This is a genomic window from Bradyrhizobium sp. I1.14.4, assembly GCF_050435825.1.
Classification (GTDB): Bacteria; Pseudomonadota; Alphaproteobacteria; order Rhizobiales; family Xanthobacteraceae; genus Bradyrhizobium.
This window is the reverse complement of record NZ_JBNDLA010000001.1, coordinates 336,394-354,403: the sequence shown is the minus strand read 5'-3', so window position 1 is coordinate 354,403 and position 18,010 is coordinate 336,394. Positions and strand designations below refer to the sequence as shown.

The following is an 18,010-nucleotide window of genomic DNA, read 5'->3' as shown; positions in this document are numbered from 1 at the left end:
CCACACAATTGGTGGGATATAGGTAATATCCCGTTAAGCCTCGAACGGATTCTGTACCAGAATAGTATCTTCACGTTCCGGACTGGTGGATAGCAGGGCGATCGGACACCCCACCAGCTCCTCGACCCGGCGAACATACTTGATGGCCTGGGCCGGCAGATCCGCCCAGGACCGCGCATTGGCCGTCGGCTGCTTCCAGCCCTCGATGATCTCATAGATCGGCTCGACGCGGGCCTGCGCGCCCTCGCCCGCCGGCAGATGGTCGATTTCCTTGCCGTCGAGCCTGTAGCCGATGCAGACCTTGATGCTGTCGAACCCGTCGAGAATATCGAGCTTGGTCAGCGCCAGCCCGGCAATTCCGCAGGTGCGGACAGTCTGTCGCACCAGCATCGCGTCGAACCAGCCGACCCGGCGCTTGCGCCCGGTGTTGACGCCGAATTCCTTGCCGCGACGGCCGATTTCCTCGCCGATCTCGTCGTTCAGCTCGGTCGGGAACGGACCCTGGCCGACGCGGGTAGTGTAGGCCTTGCAAATGCCCAAGACATAGCCGACCGCGCCCGGACCCATGCCGGTGCCGGTCGCGGCCTGCGCCGCCACCGTGTTGGAGGACGTCACATAGGGATAGGTGCCGTGGTCGACGTCGAGCAACGCGCCCTGCGCGCCCTCGAACAGGATGCGCTTGCCCTCGCGGCGCTTGAGGTCCAGCAGCCGCCACACCGTCTCGGCATAGGGCAGCAGCTTCGGCGCCAGCGCCGTCAGCTCGGTCAGGATGCCGTTGCCGTCGATCTCCTGCAGATTGAGGCCGCGGCGCAGCGCATTGTGATGCGCCAGCAGGCGTTCGATCTTGTGCGGCAGGGTGTCGAGGTCGGCGAGATCCATCAGGCGGATGGCACGACGGCCGACCTTGTCCTCATAGGCCGGGCCGATGCCGCGGCGGGTGGTGCCGATCGAGGTGATGGCGTTGGAGGATTCGCGCAAGGCGTCGAGTTCGCGATGCAGCGGCAGGATCAGCGTGACGTTCTCGGCGATCCGCAAATTGTCCGGTCCGACGGCAACGCCCTGCCCCTTCAGCTTGGCGACCTCGTCGAGGAAGGCCTGCGGGTCGAACACCACGCCATTGCCGATCACGGCGAGCTTGTTCGGGCGCAGCACGCCGGAGGGCAGCAGCGCCAGCTTGTAGGTCTCGCCATTGATCACGAGCGTATGGCCGGCATTGTGGCCGCCTTGGAAGCGCACGACGATGTCGGCCTGTTCCGACAGCCAGTCGACGATCTTGCCCTTCCCCTCGTCACCCCACTGGGCGCCGACGACGACAACATTGGCCATTGCGAAGATGTTCCCTTCAGGTGTTTCAGACCATGATCGCGGCGAAAACGCGTCCGCCCACAGCGATCATGCATTGATATGCCCAGCCCAAATCGCGGCGCCCGGCCGCGCGCACGCGAGGCGCCTACCGGATAAAGGAAGCGGGTCGGCTGCGCAAGCAAGAAGGGGCGCGTTTTCGCCTTTTAGACGAGCTACAACCCTTTGATATCCCCTGAAAATTCCATGCCGCGCCCGGCTGCGCCGGGCTGGCGGGAATTTAATGTTGGCGTGGCCCGAGGCCGGCCGTTCGGCCGATTGATCGCCGGGCCCATTGCAGCGATCATTCAGCCGTATCAACCGGCAGGGTCCATGCCCAATTCGACACAAGCGACGATGGCGCTGCGGAAGCTAGGCATTGCCTTCAGGCTCCACACCTATGTCTACGATTCCAGCGCCGAGAGCATCGGGCTGCAGGCTGCGGAGGCACTCGGCGTCGACCCGAACCGCATGCTCAAAACGCTGATGGCAGAGGTCGACGGCAAGCCGGTCTGCGCCGTGGTGCCGTCCGACCGCGAGGTCAGCATGAAGAAGCTTGCCGCCGCGCTCGGCGGCAAGTCGGCCAGGATGATGCGCCCGGCCGATGCCGAGCGGCTGACCGGCTACCATGTCGGCGGCATCAGCCCGTTCGGCCAGAAGAAGAAAGTGCCGACCGCGATCGACGAGACCGCGCTCACCCATGTCACCGTCTTCGTCAATGGCGGCCAGCGCGGCCTGCAGATCGAGATCGATCCGAACGACGCCGCGCTTGCCGCCGGCGCCTCGATGAAGGCGCTGGTGGCGACGCAAGACTAGAGCTTCGGTTCCGATTGAATCAAAACCGAAGCTCCGGCTCCTTGTTTTGACGCGTTTTCTTCACGCGAACCGGTGCCCACTTCGCTCGAAAACGCTCTGTGCGATCAATGCGAGGACTTGTTCCGCGCAAACTCCGCGCCAACGAAGTCGGACAGGCCGGTCAATTCCTCTGCCGAAATATCGTTGACGTTGAGCCGGAGCTGCATGATCGCGAGGTCGAGCAGATGTGCGGCAAAGCTCGCGCCGGCCGCCGTCACGATGCTGCGCTGCTCGATCAGCACCGCGATGACGTCGCGCAAACTGCGCGCTTGCACTTGATCCATGGCCCTTTGCCCGATATTGGCCGTCGTTATCTGAGTTGTCATTGGGATACCGATTGTAAGGTGCTGATGGACGCCGCGCCGACGGGTGGAATGTACGGCAGCCGCTCGGCTTCCTCGCCAAGGAGCAGGATGCGCGAGCGCATTTCGCGGACTTCGATGTCGATCGTCATGGGAGGCGGCACGAGCGTCACCGAGGCTTTCGGCCACGGCGCCGGATTCGGGCTGACGCCAGTAAAGCGATAGGCCGCGGCGATCTCGAGCGCGAGCAATTGCAGCTCGAGCATTGCAACGCCCATCCCGGCGCAGGCGCGCGGACCGGCGCCGAACGGGATGTAGGCGTCGGTGTTGTAGCGCCGCGTCATCAGGAAGCGGTCCGGATCCTCGAAATGCCTGCCATCGCGCTGCAACTGCCAGGGGCAGATCAACAGCGAGGTGCCGACCTTGAGGTCGCGTCCGCCGATCGTCACCGGCTGCATCACCTCGCGCGAGAACCACCAGGCGCTGGGATAGAGCCGGCAGACCTCCTTGACCAGCGTCGCGCTCAGATTGGCGCGCTTCACCGCGTCAAGTCGCAGCTCGCCGTCGTCGCCAAGGCACTCCGCCGCCTCGTCGGCAATGTCATCCATCAGGGAGGGATCGGCGGCCATCTGGTAGAACATCCACGCCGCAGTCGAACCCGTGGTGTGATGGCCGGCCAGCAGCAGCGTCAGGATCTCGTCCTCGAGATCGCGATCGCTCAGGGCGAGCGCCTCGAGATCCCGCAGCGCGCTGCTTGAGCCCGCCTTGCGGCGCAGGCGTTGCACCACCGTCGACATGGCAAGCTTGGCGCAGACCCGGTTCTGCCGGCGCCGGTACCAAGCCATCGGACCGAACGGCAACGCGCGGAACATCTCCTCGGCAAGATCGTCTTCGATCACGCCGACGGCCTGAACCAGCGCTTCCTCGTCGCCAGACGACATCACCTGGGAGCCGAAGATCGCGACACAGATGGTGCGCAACGCCAGCATCGCCGTGACATGGTGCGGATCGAACGATCCGAGCCGCGCCAGGCTGGCGCCGACCGCGCGAATCTCGGCGCACATATGCGGCAGGAACTTCTCGACGCTGCCCTTGGCCATGTGCTTCTGCAGCACGGTCCGCCGCCGCTTGTGCTCCTCGCCGCTCAGCATCAGCGAGCTACGGCCAAGCACGGGCGTCAGCTTCTTGATCAGCTTGCCCTTTCCGATGTCAGTCTCCGGCGCCTTGAGGATCGGGCGCAGCAGATCGGGATCGTTCACCAGAAAGACGGGCGCGGGACCGAGCCGCAGGGGCACGAGCCCCAGCTCGGCCTCGTTCCCGCGCGTCAGCAACAGACGCAGCGGGTCACGCTGGAATGCTCGAACGTCCGAGAACATGTGAGGCATCGTGGATCTCCAATTGCCGTCCAAGGTCGAGGAATTTGGTCAGGCCGGGATTGTCGGCGAGACCAAGCGGGATTTCTCCGGCGAGCGCCGTCAGCGGGCGGCCCATGTGATCATTGCCGATCACCTGCGGCGGGCCGTAGCGGCGGGTGCGGATGTCCATGCGGGTGAGAAAACGTTCGTATGAAAGATCGGCGAGCGCCACGAGCGCCGCCGCCCCGCGCAGCTCGGCGAAGCGGAACATCAGCGCGTAGTTCACGCGAGCAGTCTGCGACCTCGCGCCGCTCGGCAGCACGCCGAAACGGCTGATCTCCCAAGCGTCGCGGCTGCTCGGAAAGCGGCGCACCGCAAGCTGCGGGAAGACCGACTTGGTAAGATATGGATAATCGGTGCGGATCGCCCGGAAGCCGCCGACCAGCTCGACGCCTGAGAACAACAGGCAGTGCTCGGTATACCAGCAGTCGAACTGATCACGTTCGACGTCACCGATCGTGCTCAGAAGCCAGCCGCATTGGTCGACGAACAGGCGCTTGCGCAACCGCAACATCGCCCCGACATGCGCCGGATCAAGCTCTTCCCTGGTAATGAGTGCATGATAGCCGTCCAATGGATGCGGCATTATCCCTTCCCTCCAAATGCGGAACATCTGGAACGAAAGGGGTTAACTGTGGTACCCCCGGAAACCGGGGGTTTTAGTCAATGGGCCTGGTAGACGCGATTTCCACCATCGAGGTTTCGGATACGATCGACGAGCTCAGCTCGTCATTGCACCGTATCGTCCAGAACTACGGCTTCTCGGGCTTCGCCTTTGTCGATGCCGGCCGGCCCGACCTTGATCTGCCCTACCATGTCGGCACCTTTCCCGACGCCTGGAAGCGGGCGTATGTGCAGAACGAGTTCGTCCATGCCGATCCGGCGCTGACGCGGTCGCGACGCACCAACACGCCATTCAGCTGGAGCAGCCTGAAGCTGCCGGAGCGAAGCGGACACAAGCGGGCGCCCGAGGCCAAGACGATGGATGCCGCCCGGGAGTTCGGATTCAAGGACGGATTCGTGGTGCCCTTTCACTATCGCGACCGGCTCGGCGCCGTGCATTCGAGCTCGACGGTGTTCTTCTGGGAAGACGAAACGCGCGACTTCGACAAGCTGTTCGTCTGCCACCGGCATGAGCTGCATCTGCTGATGATCTATTGGGTGCAGCGGGCGATGGACATCGTCAACCGCGACCAGCGCAACGCGCCGACCATCCTGAAGCCCGCGGACGCCGCCGAAACCATCAAGCTCACGGGGCGGGAAAAGGAAGTGATGGCCTGGGCGGCGCGCGGCAAGACCGTGGCCGACACCGCGCAGATCCTCGGCATTTCGCCGGAGACGGTGGAAGGCTTCATCAAGCAGGCGCTGCGCAAGCTCGAGGCCTCCAACAAGACCCACGGGGTGGCGAAGAGCATCGCGCTCGGGATCATCGACTTGTGAGCGGTCCCGCGCAGCCATCGTTGCACTCCCGCAGCCGCCTCCGCGCCCACGACGTCGCCTCGCGCCCGGGAAACGCGGGGATATGTGGCGAGGTCACACATCGGGGTTGGGTTGATCCCACCGGTCGCCCCCTGATTGCATTCGCGCACGGTCTTGATAATAAGGCTGATGAGGCGGACGGAGCTCGTCTGAACGCACCATGAGCACATCGCAGGACGACCGGGTCGATCAACTGGTGCAGGCGCGCTGGCGCGCGATCGGTCTGTCGCAGACCGATCTGGCCGAGATATTGTGCGCGGGAGCCTCCCTGCAAAAGAGCGGCGTGAACGGCACGATGGAAGTCGATACCGGCCGTCTGGCGACCGTCGCCGAGATGCTCGGGATCGCCGCGGACATCCTCAATCGGCGGACCACGGCGAACGCGCGGGCAGGCAGTGGGAGCCAGGGGGCGGAATCGCTGCAGTCCCTGCTCGAACTGCGCATGTTGCGGGTGTTCCGCGACGTGCAGGATCCCGACACCAAACGGATCCTGATCGAGCTCGCCGAGCAGATCGTGAAGCGCCAGACCACGCCGCCGGAGACCGGCTAGGCCCCCCCGATCGGCTTGTGTTGCCCGAGCGGCCTGGCAAAACCCCACCACACTTCGCCGTAATGGCACTTCGCGCATGGTCGCGATGCGTCTATCCCCATTGATGGAATGGCGGAATCCGTGTCTGTGACGGGGGCCGGGGAGATCCATTCCGGCCCGGCGACGCCAGCCGGGCGGGGCCGCGGCGTCGTGAACCCGGGCCTTTCGAATGTCTGCCTCCGATTCCGCCACAACGTCTGCGTCCGGCTCCTGGATCGCCAACCAGCCGTATCTGCTGCTCTGCATCACCGCGATGTGCTGGGCCGGCAATGCGATCGTCGGCCGGCTCGCCGCCGGCCACATTCCGCCGGTGACGCTGTCGTTCCTGCGCTGGTCGGCCGCCTTCCTGATCATCCTGCCGTTTGCCTGGAGACACCTCGTCCGCGACTGGCCCGCGATCCGCAAGAATCTCGGCATCATGATGCTGCTGTCGGTCACCGGCATCAGCGCCTTCAACACGCTGCAATACTGGGCGCTCGAGCACACCCAGGCGCTCAACACGCTGCTGCTGCAATCGGCGGTGCCGCTGCTGGTCGCGCCGTGGTCGCTGATCCTGCTCGGCACGCGGCTGACGCTGGCGCAGTTCTGCGGCGTGTTGCTGTCGCTGTGCGGGGTGCTTGTGATTCTGTTGCATGGTGACCTCACGACGCTGTCGAAGATCGACTTCAACAAGGGTGATCTGATCTTCACCGTCGCGCTGGTGATCTTCGCGCTGTATTCGGTGCTGACCTTGAAGCGGCCCAACATCCACGGCCTGTCGGTCGCGGCCTTCACATTCGGCTGCGGTGCGCTGTTCCTGATCCCGTTCTTCGTCTGGGAACTCGGCGCCCGGCCGGTGATGCAGCTCACCACCAACAATCTGCTGTCGCTGTTCTATGTCGCGGTGTTCCCCTCGACATTGGCCTATCTGTGCTTCAACCGCGGTGTACAGCTGATCGGCGCCAACCGCGCCGCGCCGTTCTTCCACATGGTTCCGGTGTTCGGCACGATCATGTCGATCATGTTCATCGGCGAGCATCCGCAGGCCTTCCATTTCATCGGCTTCGCGCTGGTGCTGGCCGGCGTCTTCGCGGCGTCGCGGAAGCGATCGGCGGCGTGAGCGTCGGTGAGGAGCTCTATCGTTCCCGCTCCCCGTTCTTACGGGGAGAGGGGTAGGGTGAGGGGCTCGTTCCACACCAACGGTGAAACATGAATGTGCGGAAGCTCCCCCTCACCCGGAACGCATTCCGCTGCGCTGCATGCGATCCGACCTCTCCCCGCAAACGAGGCGAGGTAAGGGGGCAGGCGCGGTGACTATCGCCGGCAAATCCGCTATCTCCTAGGGTCTGCTTCGCGAACAGGTCCCAAACGCATGGCGCGCGCCAGCAATCTCTTGATCGGTACCCTGACGCTGGCCCTGATCGCCGGCTCGCTCGGCGGCTGGCTGGGCTATCAGCGCTATGCCGGCATCAAGCGGATGGTGCCGTTCCGCGTCGTGTTCGAGGGTTCCGCCTCCGGCCTGCGCCGCGGCGCCAGCGTCAACTTCGCCGGCGTGCGGATCGGCGAGGTGGTCTCGATCAGGCTCGACCGTCACCGCGTGGTGGCGATGACGCGGATCGAGGGCAATGCCCCGATCAAGAAGGACACCCAGGCCGGTCTCGAATTCCAGGGCCTGACCGGGATCGCCTCGATCTCCTTCACCGGCGGTACCGACGTTGCTCCGCCGCCTGCGGTCGGAGCCGACGGCATTCCCGAACTGACCGCCGACGCCGAAGGCACGATGGGGATCCAGGAGAAGCTGCGCGTCGCGCTGCGCAATGTCGACCGCGTCATCACCGAGAACGAGGTCGACATCAAGGATTCGCTGCTTGGGCTCGAGAACTTCACCAACTCGCTGTCGGGCAATGGCGAGCTGATCGCCGGCTTCATCGACGCCGCCGACGCCGGCGTCAGCGCGGTCGACGACAAGATGACCTCGGCCGACAAGTTCCTGAAAAGCTTCGGCAGCGACAAATATGGCGGCGAGCTGCTGCCGACCGTGATCTCGCTGCGCGAGCTGATCCAGAGCTTCGACAAGAAATCCGGCGCCATGCTCGCCGAGACCCGCAGGACGCTCAGCGACGTCAGCCAGTCCGTCAACAAGTTCAACGAGAAATTTGTCGGGCCTCGCGGCAGCCGCTAACCTCTAGCTCCAACCAAGAACTCCAACCAAGAACCAAGAACAACGGAAACGCTCAACGTGCACGACCGGACCGCAGCCCCTTCCCCGCCTCCCGCAACCGTCAACCGCGCCGCGCCCGCCGTGCCCCGGCATTTGCGGCGCTATCTCACGCTCGACGATTTCGAACCGCAGGCGCGGCGGCGGCTCCCCAAATTCCTCTACGGCTACATCTGCGGCGGCGCCGAGACCGACGCAGCGCGCACCGACAATCGCAGGGCGTTCGACGAGTATGGCTTCGTGCCGCGCGTGCTGAAGGACGTCTCCGGCCGCGACCAGACCACGACGCTGTTCGGCAAGACCTGCGCCTCGCCGTTCGGGATTCCGCCGATGGGCTCGTCGGCGCTGTGCGCCTATCGCGGCGATATCGTGCTGGCGCGCGCCGCGGCCGCAGCCAACATCCCGATGATCCTCTCGGCCTCCTCGCTGATCACGCTGGAGGATGTCCGCGCCGCCAACCCGCAGGCCTGGTACCAGGCCTACCTTGCCGGCCTGCCCGAGCGGATCGAGCCGCTGGTCGATCGCGTCGCGGCAGCCGGCTACGACACCTTCGTCGTCACCGCCGACGTGCCGGTGCCGCCCAACCGCGAAAACAACATCCGCAACGGCTTTCAGGTGCCGCTTGAGATTACGCCTCGGGTCTTCTGGGACACCGTCACCCATCCCGACTGGCTGCTGAACACCTGGGCGCGCACCGTGTTCAATCACGGCATGCCGCATTTCGAGAACATGGACGCCAAGCAGGGCCCGCCGGTGCTGTCCAAGAACCTGATGCGCAACATCGGCAGCCGCGACCAGCTCGCCTGGAGGCATGTCGAGCTGATCCGCAAGCGCTGGCGCGGCAAGCTCGTGGTCAAGGGACTGATCTCGCCGGAAGACGCGCGGCTGGCGCGCGAGCACGGCTGCGACGGCGTGATGGTTTCCAACCATGGCGGGCGCCAGCTGGACTACACCGTCTCCGGCTTGCGCACGCTGCCGGAGATCGCGGCACAGAAGGGCGACATGACGGTGATGGTCGACGGCGGCATCCGCCGCGGCACCGACGTGATCAAGGCGCTCGCGCTCGGCGCGGACTTCGTCTGGGTTGGACGCCCGTTCCTCTATGCAGCCGTGGTCGCCGGCGAGGCCGGCGTGTCGCGCGCGATCTCGCTCTTGCATGCCGAGATCGACCGCGATCTCGCGCTGCTCGGCATCCGCAGCCTGAAGGAGATCACCCCGGACCTGGTGCGGAAATTCTGAGCTCACGCATAGCGCGCGGCGCCCATGCAGAGCGCTGTGATCGCGAGCAGCCCGGCCGCGATGCGCTGCGCCACCGCCAACCGGGAACGCGCCGCTGACGTATCACCCGCGCTGCTGCGCAGCTGCCGGACCGCACCGCCGCCGACGATGATCTGGACGGCGATCGCCGCCAGCGCGGCAATCGCGCCGCCGGCCAGAATCTGCTCCGACAACGCGAACGAGCCTTCATGGACCAGGCGCCACAGCGTGGCGCCGGTCACGATCGCAACAGTTGCGGCGCCGATTTGCGGAAACAGCAGCTTTTCGCCACCGAGACCGCCGGTGCGCGCCAAAGTGAAGCTCGAGCCGGCCCAAAACACCGATGACAAGACGTGGAGGGACAGGGCTATGATGAGGGCTGTTTGCATGATGTCGCTCCAAATGGGCATTGGAAATTAGATATACATTATGTATAGTCAATCTGACGAAAGCAAGGCAATCCGATGCCGCCGCGCAGCTACGTGAGCCCGGCCCGCAGCGCCGCTGCCGCCGAGACCCGCGAGCGCGTGATCGAGGCCGCCTCGCGCACGCTGCGCGAAGGCGAGAGCATTGCGCACTTCTCGCTGGATACGGTGGCAAAGGCGGCCGGCGTGACGCGGCTGACCGTCTACAACCAGTTCGGCTCGCGGCGCGGGTTGCTCGAGGCCGTGTTCGACGAGATCGCGCGCCACGGCGGCCTGCATCAGCTTGCCGACGCCATGACGATGGCCGATCCGCGCGCCGCGCTCGACCGCATGATCGAGATCTTCTGCGGATTCTGGAGCCGCGATTCCGCTGTTGGACGCCTGCACGACGCGATGGCGACCGATCCCGAATTCGCCGAAGCCGTGCACGAACGCAACGAGCGCCGCCGCCGCGGCCTCACCGGATTGGTCGACCGCATCGCGGGCAAGAGCGCGTCACAGCAGGCCCGCAAGGATGCCGTCGACCTGATCTTCGCGCTGACGAGCTATCCGACCTTCGCGTCGCTGAGCGCCGGGCGGTCAAGGGAAGAGGTTTGCCGTGTGGTGCAGACGGCCTGCCACGCGGTCATCGCTAACCTGTGAGGCCCGTCATCCTGAGGCGCTCGCGAAGCGAGCCTCAAAGGATGAATCGGCCACAGTTGGGCTGTCAACCCTTCGAGGGCCGCTGAAGAGGCGGCAGGGTGACGGTGATTGATATGAATATGCGGCCACGAAGGGCGCGCTCTAAACCGCCTCACCAACCTTGAACTTGCTGTAGGCCTCGCGCGTCGCGATGATGACGTGCTCCTCGCAGCCGTTGCGGCGGTGCGGGTCGCAGCGGGTTTCGTAATCGGCCGAGGTCATCATGTCGATGAAGGCCGCGACGCTCGGGTAGTAGACCAGCGCGAGGTAATCCCAGCGCTGACCGGCCGGCTCGCCCAGCGCAACCGTCTCGGCTTTGCCGGTCCAGAGCAACGTGCCGCCGCGCGCCTTGATCATCGGGAAGGTGAGCGCGCTGTAACGCAGATAGGCATCCCAGCCCGAGCCGTCGCCGTCGAGCGAGCGCGCGCGAAACCGCATCAGATTGACCATCACGACCGGAGCCTGGCGATCCAGCTCGCTCAGGCCTTTGACGTTCAAGAGATCGACACCCATCACCAGCTCCTGCCCAGGGCCAGATCGATCCGGCCGCAACGATTATGTCACATCGCGGGACTACCCTGAAATGCCGGCACGCCGTAAGCTCACCACCCGATCTCGGAGGTCAATGCCGTGATGACCCTTCCCGAACTAGCGGCCGACGCGCTCGGCAAATTCCTCGGCGAGTACATGCAGCGCCGGTTCGGCAGCTCGCAGACCCAGCTGGTGGAGATGGTGCCCTCGATCGCGCGGATCGCGCTCGAATGCATCGGCAACAGCGACGCGCTCTATCACAATGCCGAGCACACCATGCTGGTGACCTTGGCCGGCCACGACATCCTGCGCGGCCGCGCGCTGCATTCGCACATGAGCGCCGAGGATTATGCGCATGTCATCGTCGCCTGCCTCACCCATGACATCGGCTATGTGCGCGGGCTGTTCGAGGCCGACGACCAGAACGGCTATCTGGTGGATGCCGACGGCCGCAAGGTGATCCTGCCACGCGGGTCGTCGGACGCGGCGCTGATGTCGTACCACGTCGACCGCTCCAAGATATTCGTGATGGAGCGGCTCAAGGGCGTTGCCCTCCTCGACAAGGAGCGCATTGCGCGCGCCATCGAGGGCACGCGGTTTCCGCTGAGCGACCCGGACGATGATGAGGACTTCGGTGAAGAAGCGACCCTGCTGCGCGCCGCCGACCTGATCGGCCAGCTCGGCGATCCCCATTACATCCGCAAGGCCAACGCACTGTACATCGAATTCGAGGAAGCCGGGCTGAACCGCCAGCTCGGCTACGATTCGCCGGCCGATCTCGTCGACCGCTATCCGCGCTTCTACTGGGACAGCGTCGCGCCGCACGTGCAGAAGGCGATCCGCCACCTCAACATCACCTCCAGCGGACGGCAATGGATCGCCAATCTCTACAGCAACGTGTTTCGCGCCGAGCGCGACATCTCGCTGTCGGGGCCGCAGAAATAGGCTGAACGCCGCGCGGCACCAGGTCGTCATACCCCGCGAAAGCGGGGTATCCAGTACGCCGCGGCCTATCAATCGATCGCTAACGCCTCTGGAATACTGGATCACCCGTCGGAGCCTGTCATCGGGCGCGCGTTCGCGCGACCCGGTGGCGGGTGATGACACGGTGCGCATGGCTCCAATCCGCTCTTTCGTCTTGTCGCGGCGGCGGATTCGGGCACAACGTCCGCCAGACAATGACCGCCTTGCCCGCACCTGCCACAACCTCCCGCCGCTCGCCGCTGCACTGGCTCAACAACCAGCCTTATCTGCTGCTCAGCCTGACGTCGCTGTTCTGGGCCGCCAACATCGTGCTGGCGCGCCATGTCGGCAGCCATGTGCCGCCGGTCACACTGACCACGATCCGCTGGTTCGGTGTGTTTCTGATCCTGTTGCCGTTCGCCTGGCCGCATTTGAAGGAGGACTGGCCGAAGCTGCGCGGGGCACTGCCGCTGATGCTGCTGTTGTCCGCGGTCGGCTTCGCCTTCAACAACGCGATCTCCTACTGGGCCATGCAATATACCGAAGCGCTGAACGCGCTGCTGATCCAGTCCGCGGGCCCGCTGTTCGTGGCGCTGTGGTCGCTGATCCTGTTCGGCGTCCGGCTGACGCCGGCGCAGCTTGCCGGCATCGCGATCTCGCTGGCCGGCGTGCTGACCATCATCCTGCGCGGCGACCTCTCGGCGCTCGCCAGCATCCGCTTCAACCGGGGTGACATCATGTTCGGCGCCTCGCTGGTGTCGTTCGGGCTCTATTCGGCGCTGATCCCGCGCCGGCCGAAAATCCATCAGCTCTCGCTGATCTCGTTCACCACCTGCTGTGGTGCGATGATGCTGCTGCCGGTGGCTGCCTGGGAATTCGCCAACGGCGTGACGCTCAAGCTCGACGTCCTGACTTTTGCCACGCTGGGCTACACGCTGATCTTTCCGTCCACGCTCGCCTATCCGTTCTTCAACCGCGGCGTTGCGCTGATCGGGCCGAACCGTGCCGCGCCGTTCTTCCATCTGGTGCCGGTGTTCGGCTCGGCGATGGCGATCCTGCTGCTCGGCGAGACGCTCGCGCCGTTCCATCTGATCGGCTACGCGCTGGTGCTCGCCGGCGTCGTGATCGCCTCACGGCAAGGATCGGCCAAAGGACCGGCGAAGGGCTAGAGCATGATCCGGAAAAGTGCGAAGCGGTTTTCCGAAAAGATCATGCTTTGACAACAAGCTAGAGCGTGATGACGATTCAACCTAATCTCATCGCGCTCTAGCGACGCCCGGCTGTCGCTGCGATTGCCGGATACCCCTTCAGCTTCCTGGCAGGAGCGCCACCCGGCAACGCTGCACTCGGCTTCCTGCTCAGGCTGTCTGTGACGAAATTGATAAAGCTCCTCACCTTCGCCGGCACGTGGTTGCGCGAGGGATAGAAGACGTAGAGCGGGAAACGCTCGTCGGACCACTCCGGAAACAGCTCGACGAGCGCCCCACTCTTCAGGTGATCGTCGAGCCCGAGATCGATGACCTGTGCAATCCCGAAACCGGCCAGGCAGGCGCCCAGCTTCGTTCCGGAATCGGTGACCGTGAGCCGTCCGGTGACCGCCACGGGCAACACCTCGCTGCCACGCCAGAACTCCCAATCGAAGGGCCGCCCGGTTGCCGGGTCGATCGCGAGGATGCACTGGTGGGCGCCGCCCGCCAGATCGCGCGGATGAGCCGGCCGTCCGTGGCGCTTGATGTAAGCTGGCGAGGCGACGGTCAGGACCCGCGCGTCGAGAATCCGGCGGGCAATCAGCGCCGACGGCATCGGCTCGCCGAAGCGCACTGCGAGATCGAAGCCGTCGCTGACGAGGTCCGCGATCCGGTCGCGGGTCTCGATGCGCAATTCCATCTCGGGGTTCTGCAGCAGGAACGCACTCAGCTTCGGCGACAGGACCATGCGGGAGAACAACGGGTCGACATTGACCCGGAGCCGGCCGCGAATGGCGCTGCGTGATTTCGAGGTCTCCGCTGCGGCTTCGCCGATGCCGGCCAGATGCTGCGCGACCCGTTCGCAGAGCGCGCGCCCTTCCTCGGTGAGCTTGACAGCGCGGCTGGTGCGGTGGATCAGCCTGGCATCGAGGCGTAGCTCGAGCTTGGCGATCGCCTTGCTGACGCCGGACTGCGTCATGCCGAGCCGTTCGGCGGCCTTGCCGAAGCTGCGCACGTCCGCAACGGCCGCAAGAACCACCAGCCCGCCGACGAGCCGACCGTCAACTTCGTCCATGTCGATGCCTCTCAGTCATCCATGAGATGACAGCCCAGTCGTAGCACTCCGCGATCATATCGGCCACTGTCGGCGCAGATCACCGGTTCGATCCGGTGAGGCCACCGCCACATCATCTGCTACGGAGATTTGCAATGAGCGACATCCAGGCCATCGCATCCGCGATCGATGGATATTTCAACCTGATGTATGACGTCGACGATAGCCGGTTCCGCGACGTCTTCTCCGATGCCTGCATCGTGCACGGCATCCGGGACGGCAAACACACGGTGCGGTCGGCCGCGGAATTCCGCGACTTCATCCGCAGCCGTCCCTCACCGGCGTCGATGAAATCGCCGCGCGAGGAGGCCATCATCAGCATCGACCAGACCGCATCCGATCTCGCCATCGCCAAGGTGCGCGTCAGAGCCGGCCAGACCGGCTTCATCGACCATCTCGTGTTTCATCGGATTGACGGCCGGTGGCTCATCACCACCAAGGCGTTTCACGTCGCGCAGGTCTTCCCGGCGGGATCGTAGCGCCCCCACGACCGATTTTTCTGAATATTGGAAGAATGACGCTGATTTGCCCGACGTGTCAAATCGCCAGGTCCAGCGCCGGCCGCCACCGGCTACTTTGCATGGGGTTGTTTTCGATATTTTCGGCAGCGCGCCCCTGCGACGGCCCGGGAGTGGCCATGCGGCGAAAGGCTGCTCCCCGGCCTTACGCCGCGCGCACCTTCTGCAGGAACTCGTCGACCGCGTTGCGCAGCATGCCGGACTGGGTGTCGAGCTCGCGGGCATTCGACAGCACGTCGCCCGCCGCGGTGCCGGTGGCGGTGGCCGCGGTGGTGACGCCGCCGATATGGGCGGAGATCTCGCTCGAGCCGGCCGCGACCTGCTGGATGTTGCGCGCGATTTCGCGCGTCGCATCGCCCTGCTGGTCGATCGCGGTCGAGATCGAGGCGGTGATCTCGCTCATCTGCGCGATGGTCGCGGTGATGCCGCCGATCGAGGTCACCGCCTCGCCGGTGGAGGCCTGCATCGCAGCGACCTGCGCCGAGATCTCCTCCGTCGCCTTCGCGGTCTGGTTCGCCAGCGCCTTCACCTCGGAAGCGACCACCGCGAAACCGCGGCCGGATTCGCCGGCGCGCGCCGCCTCGATGGTTGCGTTGAGCGCAAGCAGGTTGGTCTGGGCGGCGATCGAGTGGATCAGCTTGACCACCTCGCCGATCTTCTCGGCACCGGTGGAGAGCGCCTGCACGGTCGCGTTGGTGCGCTCGGCATCGGCCACCGCCTGGCATGCGACCTCGCTGGAGCGCGCCACCTGGCGGGAGATCTCCGCAACCGAGCTGGAGAGCTCCTCGGCCGCCGCGGCGACGGTGCCGACATTGTTGGAGGCGCTGTCGGACGCGGCCCCCACGGTCGCGGCTCGCGCGCTGGCGTCGCTGGCGGTTGCGGTCATCGACTGTGCCGTGGTCTGCATGCCGGCGGCGGCGGAGGCCACCGTACGGACGATGCCGTTCACGCTGCGCTCGAAATCGCTCGCAATGTCCTGCATCGCGCTGCGGCGTTCGGCCACGGCGCGCGCCTCGGTCTCGGCCTCGGCCTGCTCGAGGCCGCGAATACGGATCGCATTGTCCTTGAAGATCTGCACGGTCGCCGCCATCCCGCCGACCTCGTCGCCACGGCCGACACCCGGGATATCGCCGTCGAGCTTGCCGTCGGCGATGTCGCGCATGCGGGCGCCAAGTAGGTTGAGCGGGCGGGAGATGCTGCGGCCGATCAGCCAGGCGACCGACCCGGAGATGATGCCGATGCCAAGGATCGCAAGACCGAGCAGCCAGGCGATCGGCCGCATCTTGGCGTCGATGTCCTCGAGATAGGCACCGGTGCCGAGATACATGTCGAAACCGGGGACCGCGACCGCGTAGCCGAGCTTGTGGATCGGCGTGTCCTGGCCGGGCTTCACATAATCATAGAACAGCAGGATCTCGCCCTTGGCCTTCACGCCGTCCATCAGTTCCTGCGACAGCTTGCGGCCATTGGTCACGACGTCCATGCGGTTGGTTCCGACCTGCTTCGGATCGGGCGCCAGCACCGTGATGCCGTTGTAGTCGGTGCCGAACAGATAGCCGGCGCCGTTGTCATAGGTCATGGCATTGGCGCGCTTGCCGAACTCGGCCAGCGCCGCCTCCTTGGTCAGCTTGCCGGCGTCGACATCCTTCTTCAGGCCCGCCGCCATGTTCTTCGCCATCTCGACGATGGCCTTGGCCTGGTCGATGCGAGCATTTGTCATCTCACGCTGCATCAAGTGACCGGCGAGGATGCCGGCCGCGCACAGACCAAGGAGGGTCACCCCCACCAGAATGCCGAGCTTGGGGGTGATCTTCAAATTTGACAGCTTCACGGAGATCTCCAGAAGAGGCGGGGAACGCGACGCGATTGGCGGATTGATTCGGCTCACCGTAGTGTGAGACCCTTTACCTGATGGTTACGGAAGTTCCCCGTAGAAGCCCGGAGAATCAGCCCGCGGACCAACCGGCAATTGTGGAGCGAACAGCACAGCTCGCGTACAAGTTTGGGACGGCGGTGATACAAGCCGCGCTCCAAGAAGCAAGAAGACCAAGAAGCAAACCAGCAAGAACCAAGAACAGACGACCTCACATCGGGAGCAGACAATGTCGAAATTCAGGGTGGTCACGCCGAAGGGCGCGAGCTTCACGGTCGCCGGCGGCGGCTACGATTATGAGCGGGAGGCGCTCGATCCGATCGGCGCCGAGATCGTCGAGGCGCCGGCCAACGAAGCCGAATTCATCGCCGTGGCCCGCACCGCGGACGCGATCTACGCCAAGGGCATGCCGATCACCAAGGCGGTCATCGACGCACTCGAGAACTGCAAGGTGATCACGCTCGGGAGCGTCGGCGTCGACTCGGTCGACGTCAAGGCCGCGACCGCCCGCGGCATCCCCGTCACCAACATCCCCGACACCTTCATCGAGGAAGTTGCCGACCACGCCATGATGCTGTTGCTCGCCGGCTTCCGCCGCCTGATCGAGCAGGACAAGATGGTGCGCACCGGCCGCTGGGCCGAGGGCCGCCCGGCGCTGCTGAAGATTCCGCGGCTGATGGGCCAGACGCTCGGCTTCATTTCGTTCGGCCGGGTCGCCCGCGCGGTCGCAAAACGCGCCGCGCCGTTCGGCCTCAGGATGGTGGCGTACGATCCGTTCATCCAGGAAACGCTGATGTACGATCACGGCGTGATCCCCTCGACGCTGTCGGAGGTGCTGTCGCAATCGGATTTCGTCTCGATGCACGCCCCGGCTCGCCCCGAAGTGCACCACATGCTGACCGAGAAGCATTTTCGCCAGATGAAAAAATCGGCCATCTTCATCAACACCGGCCGCGGCGCCACCGTCGACGAGGATTCGCTGATCAAGGCGCTGCAGGAGGGCTGGATCGCCCACGCCGCGCTCGATGTGCTGGAAAAAGAGCCGCCGTCGCATAACAATCCGATGCTCGGGATGGACAATGTTACCTTGACCGCCCATGTCGCTTCGGCGTCGGCACGTTTTGACGAGGCGCGCAAGCGCCGGGTGGGCTACGAATTGTCACTAGTGCTCCAAGGCATGTGGCCGGTAAGCTGCGTCAACCCGTCGGTGCTGCAAAACACCGCGCTGCGCCGCTGGCAGCCCGTCAGCATGGATCGCGGTCCGAACAGCTAGGCGGAACGAC

At 65.0% G+C, this 18,010-nt stretch carries 19 protein-coding genes; 11 read left to right on the top strand and 8 right to left on the bottom strand.

From position 1 onward, the window contains the following. Positions 1 to 33: 33 nt before the first annotated feature. A complete protein-coding gene (locus ABIB78_RS01680; RefSeq protein ID WP_429020645.1) occupies positions 34 to 1,326 on the bottom strand; it encodes an adenylosuccinate synthase in 1,293 nt (430 codons plus the stop codon). 348 nt (positions 1,327 to 1,674) lie between these two features. Here ABIB78_RS01680 and ybaK point away from each other — a divergent pair, with 348 nt between their 5' ends. Further along, positions 1,675 to 2,157 carry a Cys-tRNA(Pro) deacylase gene (gene ybaK / locus ABIB78_RS01675; RefSeq protein WP_429020643.1) on the top strand — a complete coding sequence of 161 codons (483 nt, stop codon included), beginning with the start codon at positions 1,675 to 1,677 and terminating at the stop codon, positions 2,155 to 2,157. A 104-nt stretch (positions 2,158 to 2,261) separates the two neighbouring features. Here ybaK and ABIB78_RS01670 read toward each other — a convergent pair whose 3' ends face one another. From ABIB78_RS01670 to ABIB78_RS01660, 3 genes are read right to left on the bottom strand one after another with little or no spacing between them, the layout of a single operon-like run. Continuing rightward, a complete protein-coding gene (locus ABIB78_RS01670; protein ID WP_429020640.1) occupies positions 2,262 to 2,480 on the bottom strand; it encodes a hypothetical protein in 219 nt (72 codons plus the stop codon). Positions 2,481 to 2,518: 38 nt separating this feature from the next. Beyond that, positions 2,519 to 3,883 (bottom strand): cytochrome P450, encoded by a 1,365-nt coding sequence (locus ABIB78_RS01665; RefSeq protein ID WP_429020637.1) that lies wholly within the window; start codon positions 3,881 to 3,883, stop codon positions 2,519 to 2,521. Then, a complete protein-coding gene (locus tag ABIB78_RS01660; protein WP_429020635.1) occupies positions 3,843 to 4,499 on the bottom strand; it encodes an acyl-homoserine-lactone synthase in 657 nt (218 codons plus the stop codon). The genes ABIB78_RS01665 and ABIB78_RS01660 overlap by 41 nt, the downstream gene beginning before the upstream one ends. A gap of 80 nt (positions 4,500 to 4,579) precedes the next feature. Between ABIB78_RS01660 and ABIB78_RS01655 the strand changes: the two genes are divergently transcribed. The 5 genes from ABIB78_RS01655 (at position 4,580) to ABIB78_RS01635 (ending at position 9,417) form a co-directional block, all read left to right on the top strand. Then, the gene (locus ABIB78_RS01655) at positions 4,580 to 5,353 is read left to right on the top strand and encodes a helix-turn-helix transcriptional regulator (protein ID WP_429020632.1); all 774 of its coding nucleotides are present in this window, start codon (positions 4,580 to 4,582) and stop codon (positions 5,351 to 5,353) included. A 199-nt stretch (positions 5,354 to 5,552) separates the two neighbouring features. After that, a complete protein-coding gene (locus tag ABIB78_RS01650) occupies positions 5,553 to 5,942 on the top strand; it encodes a hypothetical protein (protein ID WP_429020630.1) in 390 nt (129 codons plus the stop codon). Positions 5,943 to 6,150: 208 nt separating this feature from the next. Next, complete coding sequence (locus ABIB78_RS01645) at positions 6,151 to 7,080, top strand: DMT family transporter (protein WP_429020628.1); 930 nt, start codon at positions 6,151 to 6,153, stop codon at positions 7,078 to 7,080. A 252-nt stretch (positions 7,081 to 7,332) separates the two neighbouring features. Further along, entirely contained in the window at positions 7,333 to 8,142 is an 810-nt protein-coding gene (locus ABIB78_RS01640) for an MlaD family protein (protein WP_429020626.1), read from the top strand. A gap of 120 nt (positions 8,143 to 8,262) precedes the next feature. Then, the gene (locus ABIB78_RS01635) at positions 8,263 to 9,417 is read left to right on the top strand and encodes an alpha-hydroxy acid oxidase (protein WP_429021509.1); all 1,155 of its coding nucleotides are present in this window, start codon (positions 8,263 to 8,265) and stop codon (positions 9,415 to 9,417) included. Between the two features lie 2 nt (positions 9,418 to 9,419). On the opposite strand, the gene ABIB78_RS01630 is transcribed toward ABIB78_RS01635, so the two are convergent. Further along, on the bottom strand, positions 9,420 to 9,824 hold the full coding sequence (locus ABIB78_RS01630; protein ID WP_429020624.1) for a hypothetical protein: 405 nt from the start codon (positions 9,822 to 9,824) through the stop codon (positions 9,420 to 9,422). A 75-nt stretch (positions 9,825 to 9,899) separates the two neighbouring features. Here ABIB78_RS01630 and ABIB78_RS01625 point away from each other — a divergent pair, with 75 nt between their 5' ends. Further along, positions 9,900 to 10,502: a TetR/AcrR family transcriptional regulator gene (locus tag ABIB78_RS01625; RefSeq protein WP_429020622.1), complete on the top strand. Its 603-nt coding sequence runs from the start codon at positions 9,900 to 9,902 to the stop codon at positions 10,500 to 10,502. Positions 10,503 to 10,643: 141 nt separating this feature from the next. Here ABIB78_RS01625 and ABIB78_RS01620 read toward each other — a convergent pair whose 3' ends face one another. Further along, positions 10,644 to 11,054, bottom strand: a complete 411-nt coding sequence (locus ABIB78_RS01620; RefSeq protein WP_429020620.1) for a DUF1330 domain-containing protein — start codon at positions 11,052 to 11,054, stop codon at positions 10,644 to 10,646. Positions 11,055 to 11,171: 117 nt separating this feature from the next. Between ABIB78_RS01620 and ABIB78_RS01615 the strand changes: the two genes are divergently transcribed. Further along, the gene (locus ABIB78_RS01615; protein ID WP_429020618.1) at positions 11,172 to 12,017 is read left to right on the top strand and encodes a metal-dependent phosphohydrolase; all 846 of its coding nucleotides are present in this window, start codon (positions 11,172 to 11,174) and stop codon (positions 12,015 to 12,017) included. A 233-nt stretch (positions 12,018 to 12,250) separates the two neighbouring features. Beyond that, a complete protein-coding gene (locus ABIB78_RS01610) occupies positions 12,251 to 13,204 on the top strand; it encodes a DMT family transporter (RefSeq protein WP_429020616.1) in 954 nt (317 codons plus the stop codon). A 97-nt stretch (positions 13,205 to 13,301) separates the two neighbouring features. On the opposite strand, the gene ABIB78_RS01605 is transcribed toward ABIB78_RS01610, so the two are convergent. Next, positions 13,302 to 14,297, bottom strand: a complete 996-nt coding sequence (locus tag ABIB78_RS01605) for a LysR family transcriptional regulator (protein WP_429020614.1) — start codon at positions 14,295 to 14,297, stop codon at positions 13,302 to 13,304. A gap of 134 nt (positions 14,298 to 14,431) precedes the next feature. Here ABIB78_RS01605 and ABIB78_RS01600 point away from each other — a divergent pair, with 134 nt between their 5' ends. Beyond that, positions 14,432 to 14,815: a nuclear transport factor 2 family protein gene (locus ABIB78_RS01600; RefSeq protein WP_207835205.1), complete on the top strand. Its 384-nt coding sequence runs from the start codon at positions 14,432 to 14,434 to the stop codon at positions 14,813 to 14,815. A gap of 184 nt (positions 14,816 to 14,999) precedes the next feature. Here the strand turns inward: ABIB78_RS01600 and ABIB78_RS01595 are convergent, their stop codons facing one another. Next, complete coding sequence (locus ABIB78_RS01595; RefSeq protein ID WP_429020611.1) at positions 15,000 to 16,685, bottom strand: methyl-accepting chemotaxis protein; 1,686 nt, start codon at positions 16,683 to 16,685, stop codon at positions 15,000 to 15,002. 271 nt (positions 16,686 to 16,956) lie between these two features. Here ABIB78_RS01595 and ABIB78_RS01590 point away from each other — a divergent pair, with 271 nt between their 5' ends. After that, positions 16,957 to 18,000, top strand: coding sequence for a C-terminal binding protein (locus ABIB78_RS01590; RefSeq protein WP_429020609.1), 1,044 nt, complete (start codon positions 16,957 to 16,959; stop codon positions 17,998 to 18,000). The last annotated feature ends 10 nt before the right edge of the window (positions 18,001 to 18,010 follow it).